This is a genomic window from Mesorhizobium sp. WSM4842 (assembly GCF_055901575.1).
Genome location: NZ_CM148372.1, coordinates 6,236,164 through 6,256,612 on the forward strand (window position 1 = coordinate 6,236,164; position 20,449 = coordinate 6,256,612).

Consider the following 20,449-nt stretch of genomic DNA (forward strand, 5'->3'; position numbering starts at 1 on the left):
GCTGCCCTGGCAATTGTCAACACGATTGACAATTGCCAGAGAGCTTCCTAGCTTGGACCAACCGCCTTGGCTCCACTATGATGGGAGCACATCAGCGGGAGGGTGAGGATGACTGGGAAATTGCCGTTCGAAGCACTGTCGGTCGACACCCTGGCAGCACGTCTCGGCGCCAACGATGCCCTGTGCTCGCGTATCGGCAAAGATACAATCCGCTGGAAGGTCCGCGAGGTCGGCGACGGCAATCTGAACCTGGTCTTCATCGTCGAGGGCGCCACGGGTGCGGCCGTCGTCAAGCAGGCCCTGCCCTATGTCCGCCTGGTCGGCGACAGCTGGCCGCTGCCGTTGAAGCGCTCCTTCTTCGAGTATCACGCGCTGACGCGGCAGGAGGCGAGAGCGCCAGGTTCGGTGCCTGCGATCCATCACTTCGATGAGAGCCAGGCGCTGATCATCATGGAATATCTGTCGCCGCACATCATCCTGCGGCGCGCGCTGATCGAGGGCCGGCAACTGCCGAACATCGCCAGAGACATCGGCCTGTTCATGGCTCGCACCCTGTTTCGCGGCTCCGACCTGCATATGGCGACCAAGGATCGTAAAGCCGATCTGGCGCTGTTCGCCGACAATGCCGAGCTCTGCGACATCACCGAGAACCTGGTGTTCTCGGACCCGTATTTCGACGCCAAGATGAACCGGCATACGAGCCCGCAGCTCGACAGCATCGTCGCAGAGTTGCGCGCGGACCGCGATCTCAAGGTCGAGGCGCAGCGGCTGAAGCACATTTTTGCGGCCAATGCGGAGACGCTGCTGCATGGCGACCTGCATTCCGGCTCGATCATGGTCACCGAGACGGAAACGCGGATGATCGATCCCGAATTCGCCTTCTACGGCCCGATCGCCTTCGACGTCGGCATGCTGCTCGCCAATTTCTGGATGGCGTTCTTCTCGCAGCGTGGCCACGAGCAGAATGGAAGGCGCGACACCATGCGCGCCTATCTGCTCGATGTGGCGGTCGACACATGGTCGGTCTTCCGCACCGAGTTCTCGCATCTGTGGCGAACCGAGCGCACGGGCATGCTCTACCAGAAGAGCCTGTTCGAGGATCAGGGCGACAGGCTTGGCGCCGAACAGGCGCTCGACCACATGCTGCATCAGGTCTGGACCGACATGCTGGGCTTTGCCGGCGTCGAGGTGCACCGGCGCATTCTGGGCCTCGCGCACAACGCCGATTTCGAGACCATTGCCGACGAGGATCTGCGCGCCACATGTGAGGCAAAGGCGCTGAAATTCGGCCGCCACATCGCCGTCAACCGGCGCCAGATTCACAGCATCGACGAGGTCAACACGCTGGCCGCGCTGATCGAGCAGGAGAACAGAATTTGAACGTCGGCGACCGCCACTATCGCACCATCTGGCTGAGCGACGACGGGCGTTCGGTGGAGATCATCGACCAGCGCTGGCTGCCGCATGATTTCCGCGTGGAAAAAGTCGGCACCGTTGCCGGCATCGCCACGGCGATCCGCGACATGTGGGTGCGCGGCGCGCCGCTGATCGGCGTCACATCAGCCTATGGCGTCGCAATGCAAATGGCCGACGATCCTTCCGATGCAGCGCTCGACGGCGTCTGGGAGGTCTTGCACGAAACGCGCCCGACAGCGATCAATCTGCGCTGGGCGCTCGATGAGATGCGCAATTTCCTACGGCCGCTTCCATCTGGACAACGCGCCGAGGCTGCCTACCGGCGCGCCGGCGAAATCGCCGACGAGGATGTCGGCCTCAACCGCGCCATCGGCGCCAACGGCCTTGAAATCATCAAGGAAATCGCGGCGCGCAAGCAGCCGGGCGAACCGGTCAACATCCTGACCCACTGCAACGCCGGCTGGCTGGCCACCGTCGACTACGGCACCGCCACGGCGCCGATCTATCTGGCAACGGAAGCCGGCATTCCCGTTCACGTCTATGTCGACGAAACCCGCCCGCGCAACCAGGGCGCTCAGCTGACCGCATGGGAGATGGCCGGCCACGGCGTGCCGCATACGCTGATCGTCGACAATGCCGGCGGCCATCTGATGCAGCGCGGCCAGATCGACATGGTCATCGTCGGCACCGACCGCACCACCGCCGACGGCGATGTCTGCAACAAGATCGGCACCTATCTGAAGGCGCTGGCCGCTGCCGACAACGACGTGCCGTTCTATGTCGCGCTGCCGTCGCCGACGATCGACTGGACGGTGGGTGACGGGCTGGCCGAAATCCCGATCGAACAGCGCTCCAGCGACGAGGTTTCGCTGGTCTGGGGCAAGACCGCGAATGGCGAGATTGCGAAGGTCCGCATCTCGCCGGAGACGACCCCCGCGGCGAACCCGGCCTTCGACGTGACGCCGGCACGGCTGGTCACCGGATTGATAACGGAACGTGGCGTCGCCAAGGCGTCGCGCGAAGGCTTGAAGGCAATGTTTCCCGGACGCTGATGATCCTGCTCCCACGAATACTGCTGAAAACGGTTGGCAGCGGACCACCGCCTAAACGTCAAGACTGCCGGTCTCGCCGGACCCTGAAAAGACCCGCCCTCGCGGGCAATGCAAAAGATCTGCGTCTACAAGACTCGGGCATTCCGATGTCGATCCACCTCATGATCCGAGAAGGCCGCCACCAAGTGGCGCAGCCAACGGCGCGGGACTGCGCCAATGGAATTGGCTCTCTTGAACTCGTTCGTCCCAAATCGGATTGCCAATCAATGGTAGTGTGATTATACCAGTTACTAAGGTGACGATCGGCAGGGCCATCGTTCGAGATCAGGAGTACGGCTAGATGACAACGATTGCGCTGTTTGGTGCCGGCGGCAAAATGGGTTACCGCCTGTCGACCAATTTTCGCGGCTCTCCCTACACCATACGCCATGTCGAGGTCAGCGCCGCCGGCCGCGAGCGGCTGAAGACGGGGCTGGGCATCGACGCGGTCAGCGCCGACGAGGCCCTCAATGGTGCCGAGGTGGTGATCCTCGCGGTTCCCGACACCCATATCGGCAAGGTTGCGGCCAGCATCGAAGGCAAGCTTGCTTCCGGCACCATGGTCGTCGTGCTCGACGCCGCAGCACCTTTCGCCGGCCATTTGCCGAAGCGGCCGGACCTGACCTATTTCGTCACCCATCCCTGTCATCCGCCGATCTTCAACGACGAGACCGACATGGCGGCCAAGAAGGACTATTTCGGCGGCGTCAAGGCCAAGCAGCATATGGTCAGCGCGCTGATGCAGGGACCGGAGCAAGATTTCGCCAAGGGCGAAGCGATCGCCAAGATCATATGGGCTCCAGTGATGCGGTCGCATCGCGTCACCGTCGACCAGATGGCGCTGCTCGAGCCGGGCCTTTCGGAGACCGTCTGCGCCTCCCTGCTCGTCGTCATGAAGGAAGCGGTCGACGAGGTCGTCGCCCGCGGCGTCGACCAGCAGGCCGCGCTCGACTTCCTGCTTGGCCACATGAACGTGCTCGGCGCCGTCATCTTCGGCGAGACCAAGGGCGTGTTCTCCGACGCCTGCAACAAGGCCATCGAGTTCGGCAAGCCGGTGCTGATGCGCGACGACTGGAAGCGGGTCTTCGAGCCTGAAGAGATCGCGGCCAGCATTCAGCGCATCACTTGAAAGCGTCGACGCCATCCCTTCTCCCCTTGTGGGAGAAGGTGGATCGGCGCGCAGCGCCGAGACGGTTGAGGGGTGCTGGACGGAGTGCGGTTTTTGCAAGCTGGAACACCCCCTCATCCGACCTCGCTTCGCGAGGCTACCTTCTCCCACAGGGGGAGAAGGAAGATGCGCGTCCTATGTCACCGCGGTGACCCTACCCGCCGCATCGAGGCGACAGCCGACTCGCGCCCGCCGAACCTCGATGCCGCCTTGTCTTGCGTAGTGTATGCGCACCTCGATCCGCGCCGTGAGTGCGCCCCGACGTTGCTGGCGCAACGGACCTGCGCTTACCGCGTCAACACGTACGGCGCCAAGGGGCGTCGCAGCCGACGCGATCGCCGTGCGGCAGGCGCGCACCACAGCTTGTGGGATACCGGGTTTCGCTTTCAGTGGCGCCACAAATACCAACGGATAGCCATTGGTGATCGGCGCCAACGCGTCGCGACCAGTTCCGGAAGGCCTGAGCGCGCGTGGCAGTACAACGAATTGTCTCGCGGCCTTGGCCTTGGCGGTGGCTGGCGTGATGCCGGCGGTCGCGACTTGCCCAGAGCCCAAGGCGGGGTTGCCGGGCTTACCTCCTGGGGCAGTGCCCGATCCGGACGAAGGGTCGCCTACCCCGACACCTGTAGATAGGCCCCCGCTTGCGCCGCCGAGATTGCCGCCAACGCCAAGCCCAGCGCCGAGTGATCCGTTGCCCGCGCTGACCGATCCGCCAAGGCTTGCTCCCCCTACTCCGTCGACGCTCGCGCCACCCGCCACAGAGGCGCCTTTCGAGCCGACGCTCACACCAGCACTGACCCCGACACCGCCAAGTTTACCGCCAAGCCCCGCGTCAAGAGCCGAGGCAGGGCCAATTGCGATCGCGATTGTCAATGCGGCTGCGACGTATTTATTCATTACCATATTCCTTCCTGCGGCATGTATTTCGGCCCACGGAAATGCCCTCCGCCATCAGCCCTCGCTAGCGAGAGCCGAGCTTCGGCGGTCGCGTCGGGAGCAATGCGTCGGGAAGCGCAATGGTCGCCACCAGGACAGGTCGCGATGGTCTTTTGGCCTTCACTTTCTGGTTTTCCCGCAACCCGGGTTGACGGGCTGGTTGTGCCCCCGAGCGTGCAGACACATCTGCACGTGAAGTTGCGGTGGCACGTGCTTTCGGAGCGCGGTTCATACGCTCAGTGCGACGCTCACCCTGGGCCTTGCTGAGGTCAATTGCCTTACGCGCGGCGCTGAGGTCGCGGGCTAGACCGATGGCCTTGTTGCGTTCTTGCTCCAACGCTACGCTCAGCTCTATCGAGACGCGGCTCGCTTCCTGCTTTGCCGCGTCGCGTTCCCGGCGAGCGCTGTCGAGATCACGTGCGGCTGAATCTGCCCGTTCGCGTTCCAGTTCGAGTGCATCGCCAGCTCGCTTTAAAGCCGCCTCTGCCACCTGTCGTTCCTTGATGGCGTTGGTCCGCGCGGCCGCAGCCAGATCTGCGCTTGTCTTAAGAGCGTCGATAGTTTGGCGCGCCACGGTGAGTTCGCGTTCGAAGCGCTCAGCCTTGTGCCGCTCCTCATCAAGTACTCGCGGCGCCTCTGCCACAGAGGCCTCCATAGAGTGACGCGCTTCAAGCCTGGCGGCCTTCTCGTGATCGGCGAGAATGGCTTTGGCCTTTAAGCCTTTGACTTCGCGTTGCGCCGCTTCCAGATCGAGCGCGAGCTCTTCGGCTCTTCGCCGCTGCTGTTTTAGGGCTTGTCCTTGTTCAGCCATCGTGTCGGCTACCGCACGCGCCTGCGCGCTGGCGTCGCGGGCGCCGCGCTGCATCACGGCCAGTTCCGCTCGCGCCGCCGCCAATTCGCGGCCCTCATGGTCACCGCGAGCCGGCTGCACGCTCTTCCTGAGCGCGTCGACTTCCCTCAGCGCCGCAAGGAGCTTCTGTTCCAGTGCGCCGCGGTCACTCCGCACCGCATCGAGTTCCCGCACCAAGGCGGCAGCCCGTTGACGCGCCGTCGCTAGGTTCTGATTGTCTCGTATGGCATCGTTGCGAGCAGTCTGGCGAGCCGCAAGTGCTTCCTTGCGAGCTGCCGCAATTTCCATGCGAGCGGCGGACAGCTCATTCACCAATGCCCCTTCCTGAGCTTGCTGTTGCTCCGCTGCAGGCTGCCAAGGTGTGTGGGAACCGCGCACGCTCGGTTGCGCCTCGGCCTTGCCCTTCTCGACACTGGCGCGTTCCGAAGCCACGGCCGAAGAGCTGTCGTCGGCTGCGTCTGCCGGCGGTTCGGGCGCTTTTCGTTTGCCCGGGTGTTCCACCGAACCTGTGATGTCCGAGGGCAGATTTTGTATCAGTTTGACGGTTGTATCCGCCCGTTCTTGACGGCCGCTCCTGGCTTGCAAGCGATCGGAAATCAGCTCTGCCAACTCCTCCTCACGCAGACCTGCGGCGGCAATGTTCCCGATCCCTGGAAGGTCAAGCGTGCCAGCCGAGTCGATGGTGAAAGTATGGTTGAGCTGCAACGCCTCCAAAACGCCATCGCGCAAGGCAGTCCATCGCCAAACGTGCAGTTCGATCGTGTCTCGCGGGGCAAGTCTGTCGTCAGCCTTCGGCCGACTGTGTGCCGCGGATTCCAGCAGCAGGATGATACAGAACGAAATGAGGCACAAAACGGCGCTGCAGGTCCTGCCGCACATGCCACGAAATGAAGCCAAATGCCGTCGGTCAGCAAAGCTTAGCGCCGGGCTGCAGGATGGCGGCCTGGAACTCTGCACAAAATTCATAGCTGAACCTCACCGGCAACGCCCGCGAACGGATTCATAAGAAAAACCGCGCGCAGGCTGGGCCGCGGAGAAATTCCACAACCAAAGCGCGATACTAGCAAAGCCTGCGCGTACCGCTGAGCACCGAATAAGGCTTAGGGGTGTCTCCTCTTTACCTAATTATTACGCTCTTACCCCGCGTATAATACCCCTTATGGTGGCTAGCCGGCTTGGCCAGCTGCCGGCTCATGGTAGGGGAACGAAGTATCGGTCTTGATGGGTGACCCTCTGTGATGGACGCCGGAGGCAGATATCGGCAACGCCTGGATTGCTGCTCATCAGATACATGTCATCTGAATTTGTGGTTGACTCATTATACCAGTTAGCTTAGCTGTTGGCATGGCTTTGGCCAGCCGTGGCCGGGCTGAAAGTTGGGCAGGCGGCAGGTGGAGGGACAGCCTGAGGACCGAATCGAACAGGATGATCCGCCCAGGCGAGCCGGCAAATGACCGATCCGCGACACCGGACGCGATCCGCCTGACAAACTGGAATGCATTTCAGCCTGGGCCGCGGAAGCACAGGCTTTTTCAAATGGGAGGAAATCATGAAACTCACTCGCAGAATGACACTTGCGGCCTTCGCCGGCATGCTGGCGCTGGGCACCGCCGCACCCGCCTACGCGGCGGATCTCATTGCCATCATTACGCCTTCGCACGACAATCCATTCTTCAAGGCCGAAGCCGTCGGCGCGGAAGCCAAGGCTAAGGAACTCGGCTACGAAGCACTGGTGCTTGTCCATGACGACGACGCCAACAAGCAGTCCGAGCTGATCGACACGGCGATCGGCCGCGGTGCAAAGGCGATCATCCTCGACAATGCCGGCGCCGACGCCACCGTCGCCGCCGTGCAGAAAGCCAAGGATGCGGGTGTTCCCTCGTTCCTGATCGATCGCGAGATCAACGCTACCGGCGTCGCCGTCGCGCAGATCGTCTCCAACAACTACCAGGGCGCTCAGCTCGGCGCGCAGGAGTTCGTCAAGCTGATGGGCGAGAAGGGCAATTTCGTCGAGCTGGTCGGCAAGGAATCCGACACCAATGCCGGCATCCGCTCCAAGGGTTACCACGATGTCATCGACGACTATCCGGACCTGAAGATGGTGGCGCAGCAATCGGCCAACTGGAGCCAGACCGAAGCCTATTCCAAGATGGAATCGATCCTACAGGCCAACCCGGACATCAAGGGCGTGATCTCCGGCAACGATACGATGGCGATGGGCGCCTATGCCGCCCTTGCCGCCGCCGGACGCAAGGACGTCATTGTCGTCGGTTTCGACGGATCGAACGACGTGCGCGACTCGATCGCCTCAGGCGGCATCAAGGCCACAGTCCTGCAGCCGGCCTATGCGCAGGCGCAGATGGCGGTCGAGCAGGCCAACGACTTCATCAAGAACAAGAAGTCTCCGGCCGAGGAAAAGCAGCTGATGGACTGCGTCCTGATCAATGGCGACAATGCCGCTAAGCTGGAAACCTTCGCGCTGACCAACTGAGCCGGCGTGACATCAATAGCAAGGGACGAGCTCCCGGCTCGTCCCTTGCTTCCATTTGCTGGGTGCCCCTGACCGCCATGCCGAACAAGCCGACATGTTGAACAAGCTGCCTTGGCCGACCGTTGCCTGGCCGATCCTCGCCGCGCCGATGCTTGCCGTTGCCGTCGGCATCAGCCTGACCGCCTGCAAGATCCTGCCGACACCATCCGGAGAAAACGACGGCAAAGCGCCGGCCTTCAATGCGGACAAGATGGTCGGCGATATCTGGGCTGCCAAGGTGGTGCCATATCTCCAGCAGAAGGCCGGACCGTTTCCCGAGGTTCATGCCCTGGCGAAAGCCGATGCAGCGGCTGCCGGCGCCAAGTATGGCAATCCGAAGAAGCAGGCGAACTCGCCATGGACCTTTGCGGTTCGCCTCGAAGGCAAGGTGGTCACGGCGAATACACAGTCACGCGCGGCGACCATGGACATCGATGCCGACGGCGACGGCAAGGCGGATGCGCGGGTGCAGATCGGACCGGCGATGCGTGGCACCGCGCTGCGCGACAGTCTCGACTTCATCCAGTTCAACGATTTCACCAACCAGATCGACTTCGCCCAGTTCGGCAAGGCGTTCAACATCTATGCCGACAGGACAGTGCTTTCCAAGCTGCCGCGCGAAGCGCTGGAGGGCCGGAGTGTTAGGGTTGTCGGTGCCTATGCCATGGGCAGCGGCCAGGACCTGCCGCTGGTGACGCCGGCGGAGGCAGAGATCGGGCCGAAGCCATGAATGCCGCCATCGATCACGATGTCATCCTGAAACTGGAAGACGTCTCGAAGGTTTACTCGGGCACCGTCGCGGTCAAGCGCGCAAATTTCGAGGTGCGCAAGGGCGCGGTCAACGTGCTGGTCGGCGAGAACGGTGCCGGCAAATCGACGCTGATGAAGATCATCGCCGGCGTCGAACAGCCGACGCTCGGCCGCATTCTCCTGGAGGGCGAGGAGGTTTCCTTCTCATCGTCGGGGGACGCGGTGAGCCGCGGCATCGGCATGGTGTTCCAGGAGCTGAACCTGTTCGGCAATCTCACGGTCGCCGAGAATATTTTCGCCACGCGCGAGATCACCAACCGGTTCCGCAAGATCGACGGCCGCGAACAGGAGCGCCGCGCGGCGGAATTTCTCGAGCGCCTGGAAGCCGGCATCCGGCCCGATATGCTGGTCGAGGACCTGCGCATCGGCCAGCAGCAATTGGTCGAGATCGCCAAGGCGGTTTCGCTCGACGCGCGCATCCTGATCATGGACGAACCGACCTCGGCGCTGAGTGCGGCGGAGGTCGAGATCCTGTTCAAGGTCATTGCCGACCTCAAGGCGCGCGGCGTGGCGATCGTCTACATCTCGCACCGGCTCGAGGAACTGATCCGCATCGGCGACTACATCACCGTGCTGCGCGACGGCCGCATCACCGGCCAGGAGACGATGAAAAACGTCGACACGCAATGGATCGTGCGGCAGATGATCGGCTCTGACGCCAAGGACTTCGCCAAGGCCGACGGCCATGTTCCGGGCGAAGAGATCTTCCGCGCCGAGGACATCTGCCTGCCGCGCGTAACCGGCGGGCTTGCGGTCGATCATGTCTCGCTGTCGCTGCGCGCCGGCGAGATCCTCGGCATATACGGCCTGATGGGCGCCGGACGCAGCGAGTTGTTCGACTGCATCATGGGACGGCACGGCCATGCGACTGGAGCGATCTTCATCGCCGGCAAGAAGGTCAGAGAGCGCGACACGACGCGGCGGATCCGGCGCGGGCTGGCGCTGATCCCCGAGGACCGCCAGCGCGAAGGGCTGGTGTCGATCCTCTCGGTCGCCAGCAATCTGACGCTGGCCAGCCTGTCGCGGTTTGTCCGCCTGTTTCACATTCGCGCCGCCGAGGAAAACCAGGCGGTGACGCAGATGGTGCGGGAACTGGCGATCAAGGTCGCCAATCCGGCACAGGAGGTCTCGTCGCTGTCGGGCGGCAACCAGCAGAAGGTGGTCATCGGCAAGGCGCTGCTCACCGGACCGAAGGTGCTGCTGATGGACGAACCAAGCCGCGGCATTGACGTCGGCGCCAAGGCCGACGTCTTCCGCACCATGCGCAAACTGTCCCGCGACGGACTGGGCATTCTGTTCGCCACCTCCGATCTCGACGAGGTGATGGCGCTGTCGGATCGGATCGCGGTGATGAGCAATGGAAAACTGACCGGCATGTTCGATCGCGCCGAGGCAACGGAGGCGGCACTTGTCGCCGCATCGGCGCTTGGTCACGGACCGGTCCCGCACACGGAGAGCCACGCCCATGACTGATATCCCGGCCAAGGCTTCTGTTGCCTCCGCCTCGAACGGCTCCGTGCTGCTGACGCTGATGAAGCTGAGGACGTTCATCGCGCTGATCGCCGTCCTGATCTTCTTCTCGATCGCAGCGCCGAATTTCCTGTCGGCCGCCAATCTGATCCTGATGTCGAAGCACGTGGCGCTGAACGCCTTCCTGGCCATGGGCATGACCTTCGTCATCATCACCGGCGGCATCGACCTGTCGGTTGGTTCGATCGTCGGCCTGTGCGGTATGGTCGCCGGCTATCTCGTGCTCAACGGCATCGACCTGCAGGTCGGCTACACGATCTATTTCAACGTCTTCGAGATCGCACTGATCACACTTGCGGTCGGCATATTGATCGGCGCCGTCAATGGATTGCTGATCACCAGGCTGAATGTCGCGCCGTTCATCGCCACGCTCGGCGTGCTCTACGTCGCGCGCGGCCTAGCGCTGCTGTCGTCCGATGGCCGCACCTTCCCGAACCTCGTCGGCAAGCCCGATCTGGGCACGACTGGATTCGGCTTTCTCGGCGCCGGCCGGCTGCTCGGCCTGCCGGTCTCGATATGGATCCTGGTCGTCGTAGCACTTGGGGCGGCTTATCTGGCCAAATACACCCCGCTCGGCCGCCACATCTTCGCCGTCGGCGGCAACGAACGGGCGGCGCGGATTTCGGGCGTCCGGGTCAACATGGTGAAGATGTTCGTCTACATGTTCTCCGGCTTTTGCGCGGCGATCGTCGGCCTGATCATCTCGTCCGAGCTGATGGCCTCGCACCCGGCGACCGGCGAAAGCTTCGAGCTCAACGCCATCGCAGCGGCGGTGCTCGGCGGCACCTCGATGTCGGGTGGCCGCGGCACGATCGGCGGCACCATCGTCGGCGCCTTCGTCATCGGCATTCTCTCCGACGGGCTGGTGATGATGGGCGTTAGCTCGTTCTGGCAGATGGTGATCAAGGGCCTCGTCATCATCGTCGCCGTCGTCGTCGACCAGGCGCAGCGCCGGCTGCAGAGCCGCGTGACGCTGATGCAGATGGCAAAGGCAGGCTGATGGTGGCGGAACTGCGTGGAGCGCTGATCGGCTGCGGCTTCTTTGCCGTCAACCAGATGCACGCCTGGCGCGACATCGCCGATGTCTCGATCGTCGCCGTCTGCGACCGTGACCCGGAACGGCTCACGGTTGTCGGTGACCAGTTCGGTATCGCGCGACGCTACACCGACGCGGCAGCACTTTTTGCCGGCGAAAGCCTGGATTTCGTCGATATCGTCACCACCGCGCCGAGCCACCGTTCGCTCGTCGAGATGGCAGCACGGCGCGGCGTTCCGGCGATCTGCCAAAAACCATTCGCGCCGACGCTTGCCGACGCCAAGGCCATGGTGAAGGCCTGCACCGACGCCGGCGTGCCGTTGATGGTGCATGAGAATTTTCGCTGGCAGTCGCCGATCCAGGCGGTGCGTGCCGTGCTCGACGGCGGCGACATCGGCACGCCCTTTTTCGGACGGGTCTCGTTCCGCTCGGCCTATGACGTGTTTTCCGGCCAGCCCTATCTGGCGACGGGAAAGCGTTTCATTATCGAAGACCTCGGCATCCATAGTCTCGACATTGCCCGCTTTTTGCTGGGCGACGTGGCGACGATCACGACACGAACTGCTCGCATTAATCCCAACATTGCCGGCGAGGACGTCGCTACCATGCTGATGGACCACAAGAGCGGCGCAACGTCTGTGGTCGATTGCAGCTATGCGACCAAGCTCGCTACTGAGCCGTTTCCGCAGACGCTGGTCGAGATCGACGGCAGCGATGGCACGATCCGGCTTGCACAAGATTACCAGCTTACCGTGACCGGCAGAAACGGAACGATGGTCAGCGACGTCTCGCCGCCGCTGCTGCCCTGGGCATCGCGCCCATGGCACAACATCCAGGAAAGCGTCGTCGCCATTCAAAAGCACTGGGTCGACTGCCTGGCGAACGGGACCGAGCCGGCAACCTCGGGAGCGGACAATCTTAGGACTTTGGCGCTGGTGGAGGCCGCCTATGCGGGTGCTGCGAGCCGGGAACCGGTGCAGCTCGACGCTTTGCTGAGATGATCGCCGACGCCTTCCTCCTCTATGGCACGCATGCGGTCGAGGCCGAGCCGGTCGGGCTGCGCGCCGGCGCGCTCACCGCCGACTTCGTCAACGGCAATCTGCGCACCATCCGCCATGGCGGCATCGAAGTGCTGCGCGCCATCGCCTACATCGTCCGGGATCGCGACTGGGGCACCTATGAGCCGGCGCTTACGGATTTAGTCATCGACCAGGGCGCCGACACTTTCTCCGTCAGCTATTCGGCAAGTTGTGCCGGACCAGAGCGAAGCCGGCTCGACTTTCGCGCGACGATCAAGGCTTCCGCCGACGGCCATCTGGCTTTCGACGTGAGCGCACTCCCCGAAAGCGATTTCGAAACCAATCGCTGCGGTTTCTGCATCCTGCATCCGATCGCCGGCCTGGCCGGCAGCCCTGTCACGGTCGAGCACACCGACGGCAGCGTGGTGGAAACAAAGCTTCCCGACCTGATCGACCCCTGGCAGCCTTTCAAGGATCTGCGGGCGATCACCCATGACGTCCGGCCCGGCATCATCGCCGAATGCCGGATGGAAGGCGATGCGTTCGAGATGGAGGACCAGCGCAATTGGTCGGATGCCTCCTACAAGACCTATGTCCGGCCGCTTGCGCTGTCATGGCCCTATGTACTGCGTGCTGGCGAGACCGTGCGCCAGACGATCAGTCTGCGTGTGACCGGCGACGGGAAAGTGCCGGCTGCCGCAGCAACCGACGAACCTGTCCGCGTCGTGCTCGGCGAAGCCGGACCGGCGCTGCCGGATATCGGCGTGATCATCCATCCGGGCGAGGTCGAGGCAGCGCTTGCGAACCTGCGGAAACTGTCGGCGCTCGGCCCGCAACAGCTGATGTTCCACTATGATCCGACGCGCGGACACGGCCTCGAGGCCTTGCAGTCCTATGCCCGGCTCGCCGCAGCCTGCCCGGCCAATACGACGCTCGAATGCGTCGTTTCCTGTGAGGGTGACCTCGATGCCGAGCTTTCAGGCGTCGCCGACGCGGTGCGACAGGCCGGGCTGAAGCTCTCAGACATTGCCATTTCACCTTCGGTCGACCGGCAATCGACGCCGCCGGGCAGCGGATGGCCTGAATGTCCGCCGCTCGAAGACGTTTACGCCGCGGCGCGGCGGGCCTTCCCTGACATCCGCCTCGGCGGCGGCATGTTCAGCTATTTCACCGAACTCAACCGCAAGCGTGTTCCCGCCGACCTGCTCGATTTCGTCACCCACTGCACCTGTCCGATCGTGCACGCCGCCGACGATCTCAGCGTCATGCAATCGCTGGAGGCGCTGCCGTTCATCACCGCATCGGTGCGGGCGATCTTCGGGCCAAAACCCTACCGGATCGGCCCGTCGACCATCGCCATGCGGCAGAACCCCTATGGCGGTGCAACCAAGGCCAACCCGCACAATCAGCGCATTGCCATGGCCGACCGGGATCCCCGCCATGCCGGCCTGTTCGCGGCTGCATGGACGATCGGCTACGCCGCGCGCGTCGCGCCGGCCGGACTGGAGATGCTCACGCTGTCCAGTTTTACCGGATCCCTCGGCGTGCTGGCGGCATTCGGGGAACCCGTCGGCGAAGGTGACGCCAGGCCGATCTTCCGGGCCGTGCAGGGGCTTTGCGAACTGGCCGGCTTCAGGCACGTGGCGGCGAGGACGAGCGATGAGACGCGGCTGCTCACGCTGGCCGCCCGTTCTCCCTCGGGCAAGAACGTCATGTGGCTAGCGAACCTGACGGCGAGCGAAGTGACGGTTGATATTTCCGGGTTCGAACGACGCCACCTTGTGATGACGCCTTACGCGATCACCCGGATCGGGTGAATCAGCTGCCGGAATTCATCACATAGAGCGCGCGTGAGCGCTCGAGGTGCTTGATCATCGCCTTTTCGGCGCCGTCCGCATCCTTCTGCTCGATGCGCCCGATGATCTCTTCGTGCTCGGTCAGCGTGAACTTTTCCTTGCCGGTCCAGATCAGCATTTCGGTGTGATATTCCTTCAGCCAGCCAAGCATTGCTTCGCTGACCGCAACATAAATCGGGTTGCCGGATATCGCCGCGATCTGCGTATGAAACTTCATGTCGGCGGATATGAAGGCCTCGGAATCGCCGCGAAAGCTCCGCTGTTCGGCAACGGTTGCCCGCAGCCGCTGAACGTCCTCGGCTGTGGCCTTTTCGGCGGCCTCCCTGACCATGCCGCGCTCGAAGAAGATGCGGGCGTTCTTGAGGTGCTCCAGCGTGTCCTTCGATGACGACAGGATGATCTTGGCCGCGCCGTCGACCTGTTTGATGATCGACTTGGCGGTCAGCTGCAGCACTTTAGCCCGCTCGCCATGCGAGATTGCGACAAGGCCCATATTGCTCAACGCCTGCATTGCCTCGCGGATCGCCGGCCTGCCGACCTCGAAACGCTCCATCAGCTCGCGCTCCGACGGCATGTCGTCGCCCGGCTGCAATTCGCCGCTGGTGATCAAGCGCTTCAGTCTCAAAAACACTTCGTCGGAAAGTTTGCGCCGGACGATCGGCTCCGAACGGTTCATCGTCGCGAATCACTCCCTTGACCGGTGTCTGTTTAGCATTGCCATCACGAATCCCGGAATGCTCGGCCGAGCAGGATATCGCTTGCAATACTCATGTACTCATTATACCAGATTTCGAGGATCAGGGAACTTTTTTCGACTATGATCACCCTCACCTATCGCATCGAGACGTCAGGCAGCATCGAGGCGCTGGCGGCCAAGATCGCCAGCGACCAGTCGACCGGAACCTTCGTCGCGCTGGCAGGCGAAACCGAAGAGCTCAAGGCGCGGGTGGCGGCGCGCGTCCTGGCGATTAGGCATCTGCCGGAAGCCGATCGCCCGTCCCTTCCCGAAGCCGGCGTCGGGCCTTTCAAGCGCGCGGATGTCGATATCGCGTTTCCGCTCGATGCCATCGGCACCGACCTTTCGGCGCTGATGACCATCGCCATCGCCGGCGCCTTTTCGATCAAGGGCCTGTCCGGCATCCGCGTCGTCGATATGAAGTTGCCGGACGAATACCGGGAAGCCCATCCGGGCCCGCAATTCGGCGTCGCCGGCAGCCGCCGGCTGACCGGCGTCGAGGGCCGCCCGATCATCGGAACGATCGTCAAGCCGGCGCTGGGGCTTCGACCGCACGAAACGGCCGCAATTGTCGGTGAGCTGATCGCCGCCGGCGTCGATTTCATCAAGGACGACGAGAAGCTGATGAGCCCGGCCTATTCGCCGCTGTCGGAACGGGTCAAAGCAATCATGCCGCTCGTCCTCGACCGTGAGCAGAAGACCGGCAAAAAGGTGATGTATGCCTTTGGCATCTCGCATGCCGATCCGGACGAGATGATGCGCAACCATGATCTGGTGGCGAAGGCCGGCGGCAATTGCGCCGTGGTCAACATCAATTCCATCGGCTTCGGCGGCATGGCCTTCCTGAGAAAGCGCTCCAGCCTGGTGCTGCATGCCCACCGCAACGGCTGGGACATTCTCACCCGTCACCCCGGCCTCGGCATGGATTTCAAGGTCTGGCAGCAGTTCTGGCGGCTGCTCGGCGTCGATCAGTTCCAGATCAACGGCATCGCTTCGAAATACTGGGAGCCGGACTGGTCCTTCATCAGTTCCTTCGAGGCGGTGACCACGCCGATCTTTTCGCCTGATGATTGCGCGCTGCCGGTCGCCGGCTCCGGCCAGTGGGGTGGACAAGCCCCCGAAACCTACCGGCGAACCGGCCGAACGATCGATCTTCTCTATCTCTGCGGCGGCGGCATCGTCAGCCACCCTGACGGACCGGGCGCCGGCGTGCGCGCCGTGCAGCAAGCCTGGCAGGCCGCCGTCGATGGCGTACCGTTGGCGGACTTCGCCCTGAGCCACCCCGAACTGGCGCGGTCGATCGAGAAATTCGGCGGCGGCAAAGCGGCCTGACGCCATGCAAAGCCTGCTTCTGAGCTACTATGGCGACGATCTCACCGGCTCGACCGACGTCATGGAGGCGCTCGAGCTCGGCGGCGTGCCGACCGTGCTGTTCATGCGTCAGCCGGACGAGGCCCTGCTGTCGCAGTTCAGGCATTGCCGTGCCATCGGCCTGGCCGGCACCAGCCGAAGCGAGACGCCGCAATGGATGGACACGCATCTGCGCGGCGCCTTCGCCTGGCTGAAGACGCTGAACGCCGAGATCTGTCACTACAAGGTCTGCTCGACCTTCGATTCCAGCCCGGCGATCGGCAGCATCGGCCGGGCCATCGAGATCGGCCGCTCGGTTTTCAGCCAGGACAGCGTACCGCTGGTGGTCGGCGCGCCGCAGCTCAAGCGCTACACCGCCTTCGGCCATCTGTTCGCGGCCTATCGCGACAAATATTTCCGCATCGATCGCCATCCCGTGATGAGCCGCCACCCGACCACACCGATGGATGAATCCGATTTGCTGATCCATCTGTCGCGGCAGACAGACCTCAGCTCGGGGCTGATCGACCTGGCGACGCTGCAGTCGGCGTCCCGATCGGAAGCGTTCGATCGCTTGCTGGCCGATGGCACCAACATCGTGCTTTTGGATATCGCCAGCCTGGAAACTCAGGCGCTTGCCGGCAAGGAGATATGGCGGGTTCACAGGCCGGGTGGCACTTTCGTCGTCGGCTCTTCGGGCATCGAATATGCGCTGCTGGCCGAATGGGCGTCTAACGGGACCGTACGTGCCGAGCCCGGCTTTTCGCCGCCGGGTGCGGCCGACCGGATCGCGGTGGTCTCGGGCAGCTGCTCGCCGACAACGGAACGACAGATCCGCCATGCTTTGACGGACGGTTTCGACGGGATCGAAGTGGACCCTGTCGAACTCGTTTCCGAGCTTTCTGATGAAGCGATCGCGCGTGCGGCAGCAAGCGGTCGTGCCAGCCTGGAAGCCGGGCGCAGCGTCGTCGTCTACACCGCGCTTGGTCCCGCAGCCGACCAGGGCGCCGAAATCGACCGGCAGGAAGGTGCGCGCCACAAGCTTGGCCGCTGCCTCGGCGAGCTTCTTCGCAAGCTGACGATCGAGCAGCAATTGCGGCGTGTGGTCATTGCCGGCGGCGACACGTCTAGCCATGCGCTCGGCCAGATGGGCGTCGATGCGCTGACGGTGCGGATGCCGCTGCCCGCCTCGCCGGGCTCGCCGCTTTGCGTCGCCCACTCGCGCATCAAAGCAATCAAAGGATTGGAGGTTGCCCTCAAGGGCGGCCAGGTCGGAACCGATCGCTATTTCTGCGCCATCCGCGATGGGCTCGGCGGCTGACAGGAGGCGCGCTGGATTTGCCTGATCTCACGACTTCTTGAACACGGCGCGGTTACCAACGCACGATGCCTGTCCCACATAAACCGCCGTATGCGTAGCGGCGGGGCGGCGCAGAACGCTTAGGCCGGGGCTGGCCACGGCCCCGCCGAGTGAACCAGCGGGATGCCGCGATGTCATTCAGACCGTTGCTTGGCGACGGACGGGTTCGGAGCCAGGAGGAGAAGTCGGAGCCACTGCAAACCGCGTCATGGGGCAGCTCCTCGATCGTTTTCGACAATCGGCGATGGGCGTGCCGGGAGGCGGAACTCCGCTGGACAGCCCCTCATCATCTGATCGTGCTGACCGACGAAGGCGGAACCTCCCATACATCTATCCGGCACGAGGCAAGATCCCTCTACGACGGCATGGACCGTCCCGGAGCCCTCACCTTCGTCCCCGCAGGCGCGGAGCGGCAGGGCTTCTATCGCGATGTAAACCTCTCCTACTCAGCCTTGTGGATCGATCCCGATATCAGGCTTCCTGGATGCGAGCGCCTGAGAGAGCTGCCGATCCTGGTGAACAGGAAAGACGTGGTGATCGCCACGCTGCTGAGTTCGCTTCGCGACGAGATGGCACTCGGTCACAAGCCGGACACTGCCTATGTCGAGCATCTGGTCGCCCTCGTCAGCCTCCGTGTGGCCAACCTGAACCGGGAGCAACAGCCGTCTGTACGTCACGGCTGTCTCAGCCGTCGCGCGCTTGGTCGAGTTCGGGCTTACATCGATGCCCATATGAATTCCGACATTTCGCTAAGCGAGCTGGCAGCTGTCGCGGACATGGCCGTCGACAGTTTTGCACGCCGCTTCAAGGCGACGACCGGGCTTGCACCCTATGCCTATGTGATCGAGGAACGCGTGCGGCGAGCGGAGATACTGCTGCGCGAAACGGGTTTGTCGATCGGCAGCATTGCCTTTCGGCTCGGCTTTTCAAGCCAGAGCCACTTCACCACGACGTTCCGGCGCCTCAGGGGCATGACGCCTCGGGCCTATCGGGTAATTCTTCTCCGGAATCCTGACATTGACGCCGGTTTCTTGAAAGAAAGCCGCCGGGCGCACTCCCACCTCCAGTGTCGATGAGTGACAGAACTGGCACTGGGAGATCATGCATGGCCAAAACAGACAGCAGGAGCGGGCCGACGCGTCGCACGGTGCTGGAGGGCGGCGTAGCGACCGGCGTGCTCCTGGCTACCGGTATACCGGTATACGCGGAACCGGCCGGCGCCGTTGCGGCGGCCGCATCGCCGACGTCGGCGCCGACGATGCCGATATCCCTGCGGATCAACGCGAAGGATTTTGCCGTCGAGCTCGACCCGCGGACGACGCTGCTCGACGCGCTGCGCAACCATCTCGGCCTCACCGGCTCGAAGAAAGGTTGCGACCACGGCCAGTGCGGCGCATGCACGGTGCTGGTTGATGGGCGCCGGATCAATTCCTGCCTGACGCTTGCCGCAATGCATGAAGGCGACGAGATCACCACGGTCGAGGGCCTTGCCGAGGGCGACCGGCTGCATCCGGTGCAGGCCGCCTTCGTCACCCGCGATGGTTTCCAGTGCGGCTACTGCACGCCGGGCCAGATCTGCTCCGCCGTCGGTATGCTGGGCGAGGCCAGGGCCGGCTGGCCGAGCCATGCGAGCGCCGACGTGGCGGCGACTTCCGTCGCCCTCACCGATGCCGAGATCCGCGAGCGGATGAGCGGCAACATCTGCCGTTGTGCCGCTTATCCGAACATTGTCGCTGCAATCCGCGACGCGGCAGAGGGGGCGTGAGCAATGCAGTCCTTCACTTATGAACGTGCGGCAAGTGCTGAGCAGGCAGCTGCCGCGGTCGCGGCCCGGCCGGACGCCAAGTTCATCAGCGGCGGCACCAATCTGCTCGACCTGATGAAGCTCGAGATCGAGCGCCCAGCGCATCTCGTCGACATCAGCCGGCTGCCGCTCGATCGAATCGAGGAAACGGCGGCAGGCGGGCTTCGGGTCGGCGCCCAGGTCCGCAACAGCGATCTTGCCGCCGATCCGCGGGTGAGATCGCGCTATCCGATGCTCACGCAAGCGCTGCTGGCGGGAGCGTCCGGCCAGATACGCAACAAGGCCTCGACCAGCGGCAATCTCCTGCAGCGCACGCGCTGCCCCTATTTCTACGACCGCAACATGCCTTGCAACAAGCGCGAGCAAGGTTCGGGCTGCGCGGCGCTGCAGGGCTTCAATCGCATGCACGCCGTACTCGGCGCGAGCGAAGCCTGCATCGCGGTCCATCCCTCCGACATGGCCGTCGCCATGGCCGGGCTCGACGCCAGGATTGAGACCATATCGCCCGGCGGCGAGACCCGCACGATCCCGATCGGCGATCTCCATCGATTGCCCGAGGCGACGCCGCATGTGGAGACCGCGCTCGGCCACGGCGAGATGATCGCCGCGGTCACCCTGCCGCCGCCGCCGCCCGGCCGGCAGGTTTACCGCAAGGTGCGCGACCGTGCTTCCTACGCCTTCGCGCTGCTGTCGGTGGCGGCAATCGTCGAGAAAAGCGGCGATCGTATCCGAAGCGCTCGGATCGCCATGGGCGGCGTGGCAGCGAAGCCCTGGCGCGCAACGGAGGCGGAGCGCACGCTCGCAGGAGCCGCGGCGTCCGACGGCGCCTTTACCGATGCGGCCGAAGCCGCGCTCGCCGGAGCCGTCGGACATGGCGGCAATGATTTCAAGATCCCGCTGGCGAAACGGACGATGCGGCACACGCTCGCTGCTGCCGTCGAAAGTGCGTGAGGTGAC

At 63.6% G+C, this 20,449-nt stretch carries 17 protein-coding genes; 14 read left to right on the forward strand and 3 right to left on the reverse strand.

The window, feature by feature from the left end:
- Positions 1–108 precede the first annotated feature (108 nt).
- From mtnK to AC0NIE_RS30265, 3 genes are all read left to right on the forward strand, one after another.
- Positions 109–1,380: an S-methyl-5-thioribose kinase gene (gene mtnK, locus AC0NIE_RS30255; protein ID WP_473486032.1), complete on the forward strand. Its 1,272-nt coding sequence runs from the start codon at positions 109–111 to the stop codon at positions 1,378–1,380.
- The gene (mtnA, locus tag AC0NIE_RS30260) at positions 1,377–2,468 is read left to right on the forward strand and encodes an S-methyl-5-thioribose-1-phosphate isomerase (protein WP_473486033.1); all 1,092 of its coding nucleotides are present in this window, start codon (positions 1,377–1,379) and stop codon (positions 2,466–2,468) included. The genes mtnK and mtnA overlap by 4 nt, the downstream gene beginning before the upstream one ends.
- 340 nt (positions 2,469–2,808) lie before the next feature.
- Positions 2,809–3,636 (forward strand): phosphogluconate dehydrogenase C-terminal domain-containing protein, encoded by an 828-nt coding sequence (locus AC0NIE_RS30265; protein WP_473486034.1) that lies wholly within the window; start codon positions 2,809–2,811, stop codon positions 3,634–3,636.
- 174 nt (positions 3,637–3,810) lie between these two features.
- Here the strand turns inward: AC0NIE_RS30265 and AC0NIE_RS30270 are convergent, their stop codons facing one another.
- Positions 3,811–4,572 (reverse strand): hypothetical protein, encoded by a 762-nt coding sequence (locus tag AC0NIE_RS30270; protein WP_473486035.1) that lies wholly within the window; start codon positions 4,570–4,572, stop codon positions 3,811–3,813.
- A gap of 64 nt (positions 4,573–4,636) precedes the next feature.
- Entirely contained in the window at positions 4,637–6,427 is a 1,791-nt protein-coding gene (locus AC0NIE_RS30275) for a polysaccharide biosynthesis/export family protein (RefSeq protein WP_473486036.1), read from the reverse strand.
- Between the two features lie 583 nt (positions 6,428–7,010).
- On the opposite strand from AC0NIE_RS30275, the gene AC0NIE_RS30280 reads away from it, so the two are divergent.
- From AC0NIE_RS30280 to apnL, 6 genes are all read left to right on the forward strand, one after another.
- Positions 7,011–7,952, forward strand: coding sequence for a D-ribose ABC transporter substrate-binding protein (locus AC0NIE_RS30280; RefSeq protein WP_095483864.1), 942 nt, complete (start codon positions 7,011–7,013; stop codon positions 7,950–7,952).
- A gap of 94 nt (positions 7,953–8,046) precedes the next feature.
- Entirely contained in the window at positions 8,047–8,721 is a 675-nt protein-coding gene (locus AC0NIE_RS30285) for a DUF2291 family protein (protein ID WP_473486037.1), read from the forward strand.
- Positions 8,718–10,274, forward strand: coding sequence for a sugar ABC transporter ATP-binding protein (locus AC0NIE_RS30290; protein ID WP_473486038.1), 1,557 nt, complete (start codon positions 8,718–8,720; stop codon positions 10,272–10,274). The genes AC0NIE_RS30285 and AC0NIE_RS30290 overlap by 4 nt, the downstream gene beginning before the upstream one ends.
- The gene (locus AC0NIE_RS30295; protein ID WP_473486039.1) at positions 10,267–11,331 is read left to right on the forward strand and encodes an ABC transporter permease; all 1,065 of its coding nucleotides are present in this window, start codon (positions 10,267–10,269) and stop codon (positions 11,329–11,331) included. Before AC0NIE_RS30290 ends, AC0NIE_RS30295 begins: the two co-directional genes overlap by 8 nt.
- Before the next feature lie 2 nt (positions 11,332–11,333).
- Positions 11,334–12,368 (forward strand): Gfo/Idh/MocA family protein, encoded by a 1,035-nt coding sequence (locus AC0NIE_RS30300; RefSeq protein ID WP_473486200.1) that lies wholly within the window; start codon positions 11,334–11,336, stop codon positions 12,366–12,368.
- On the forward strand, positions 12,365–14,203 hold the full coding sequence (gene apnL / locus AC0NIE_RS30305; protein ID WP_473486040.1) for a D-apionate lactonase: 1,839 nt from the start codon (positions 12,365–12,367) through the stop codon (positions 14,201–14,203). The genes AC0NIE_RS30300 and apnL overlap by 4 nt, the downstream gene beginning before the upstream one ends.
- A 1-nt stretch (position 14,204) precedes the next feature.
- On the opposite strand, the gene AC0NIE_RS30310 is transcribed toward apnL, so the two are convergent.
- Positions 14,205–14,918, reverse strand: a complete 714-nt coding sequence (locus AC0NIE_RS30310) for a transcriptional regulator NanR (RefSeq protein WP_123146913.1) — start codon at positions 14,916–14,918, stop codon at positions 14,205–14,207.
- Between the two features lie 141 nt (positions 14,919–15,059).
- Here AC0NIE_RS30310 and oiaX point away from each other — a divergent pair, with 141 nt between their 5' ends.
- From oiaX to AC0NIE_RS30335, 5 genes are all read left to right on the forward strand, one after another.
- Positions 15,060–16,310 (forward strand): 3-oxo-isoapionate-4-phosphate decarboxylase OiaX, encoded by a 1,251-nt coding sequence (gene oiaX, locus AC0NIE_RS30315; protein WP_473486041.1) that lies wholly within the window; start codon positions 15,060–15,062, stop codon positions 16,308–16,310.
- Positions 16,311–16,314: 4 nt separating this feature from the next.
- Positions 16,315–17,649, forward strand: a complete 1,335-nt coding sequence (locus AC0NIE_RS30320) for a four-carbon acid sugar kinase family protein (protein WP_473486042.1) — start codon at positions 16,315–16,317, stop codon at positions 17,647–17,649.
- A 335-nt stretch (positions 17,650–17,984) separates the two neighbouring features.
- Complete coding sequence (locus AC0NIE_RS30325; RefSeq protein ID WP_473486043.1) at positions 17,985–18,764, forward strand: helix-turn-helix domain-containing protein; 780 nt, start codon at positions 17,985–17,987, stop codon at positions 18,762–18,764.
- Positions 18,765–18,793: 29 nt separating this feature from the next.
- On the forward strand, positions 18,794–19,453 hold the full coding sequence (locus tag AC0NIE_RS30330) for a 2Fe-2S iron-sulfur cluster-binding protein (protein ID WP_473486044.1): 660 nt from the start codon (positions 18,794–18,796) through the stop codon (positions 19,451–19,453).
- Between the two features lie 3 nt (positions 19,454–19,456).
- The gene (locus tag AC0NIE_RS30335) at positions 19,457–20,443 is read left to right on the forward strand and encodes an FAD binding domain-containing protein (RefSeq protein WP_473486045.1); all 987 of its coding nucleotides are present in this window, start codon (positions 19,457–19,459) and stop codon (positions 20,441–20,443) included.
- Positions 20,444–20,449 lie beyond the last annotated feature (6 nt).

Excerpts from the sequence above, each read along its gene's own strand:
- AC0NIE_RS30270 (WP_473486035.1), bottom strand. The coding sequence starts at position 4,572 with ATGAATAAATACGTCGCAGCCGCATTGACAATCGCGATCGCAATTGGC.
- apnL (WP_473486040.1), top strand. The coding sequence starts at position 12,365 with ATGATCGCCGACGCCTTCCTCCTCTATGGCACGCATGCGGTCGAGGCC.
- oiaX (WP_473486041.1), top strand. The coding sequence starts at position 15,060 with ATGATCACCCTCACCTATCGCATCGAGACGTCAGGCAGCATCGAGGCG.
- mtnK (WP_473486032.1), top strand. The coding sequence starts at position 109 with ATGACTGGGAAATTGCCGTTCGAAGCACTGTCGGTCGACACCCTGGCA.
- AC0NIE_RS30290 (WP_473486038.1), top strand. The coding sequence starts at position 8,718 with ATGAATGCCGCCATCGATCACGATGTCATCCTGAAACTGGAAGACGTC.
- AC0NIE_RS30310 (WP_123146913.1), bottom strand. The coding sequence starts at position 14,918 with ATGAACCGTTCGGAGCCGATCGTCCGGCGCAAACTTTCCGACGAAGTG.
- AC0NIE_RS30295 (WP_473486039.1), top strand. The coding sequence starts at position 10,267 with ATGACTGATATCCCGGCCAAGGCTTCTGTTGCCTCCGCCTCGAACGGC.
- AC0NIE_RS30320 (WP_473486042.1), top strand. The coding sequence starts at position 16,315 with ATGCAAAGCCTGCTTCTGAGCTACTATGGCGACGATCTCACCGGCTCG.
- AC0NIE_RS30335 (WP_473486045.1), top strand. The coding sequence starts at position 19,457 with ATGCAGTCCTTCACTTATGAACGTGCGGCAAGTGCTGAGCAGGCAGCT.
- AC0NIE_RS30275 (WP_473486036.1), bottom strand. The coding sequence starts at position 6,427 with ATGAATTTTGTGCAGAGTTCCAGGCCGCCATCCTGCAGCCCGGCGCTA.
- AC0NIE_RS30330 (WP_473486044.1), top strand. The coding sequence starts at position 18,794 with ATGGCCAAAACAGACAGCAGGAGCGGGCCGACGCGTCGCACGGTGCTG.
- AC0NIE_RS30280 (WP_095483864.1), top strand. The coding sequence starts at position 7,011 with ATGAAACTCACTCGCAGAATGACACTTGCGGCCTTCGCCGGCATGCTG.
- AC0NIE_RS30285 (WP_473486037.1), top strand. The coding sequence starts at position 8,047 with ATGTTGAACAAGCTGCCTTGGCCGACCGTTGCCTGGCCGATCCTCGCC.
- AC0NIE_RS30265 (WP_473486034.1), top strand. The coding sequence starts at position 2,809 with ATGACAACGATTGCGCTGTTTGGTGCCGGCGGCAAAATGGGTTACCGC.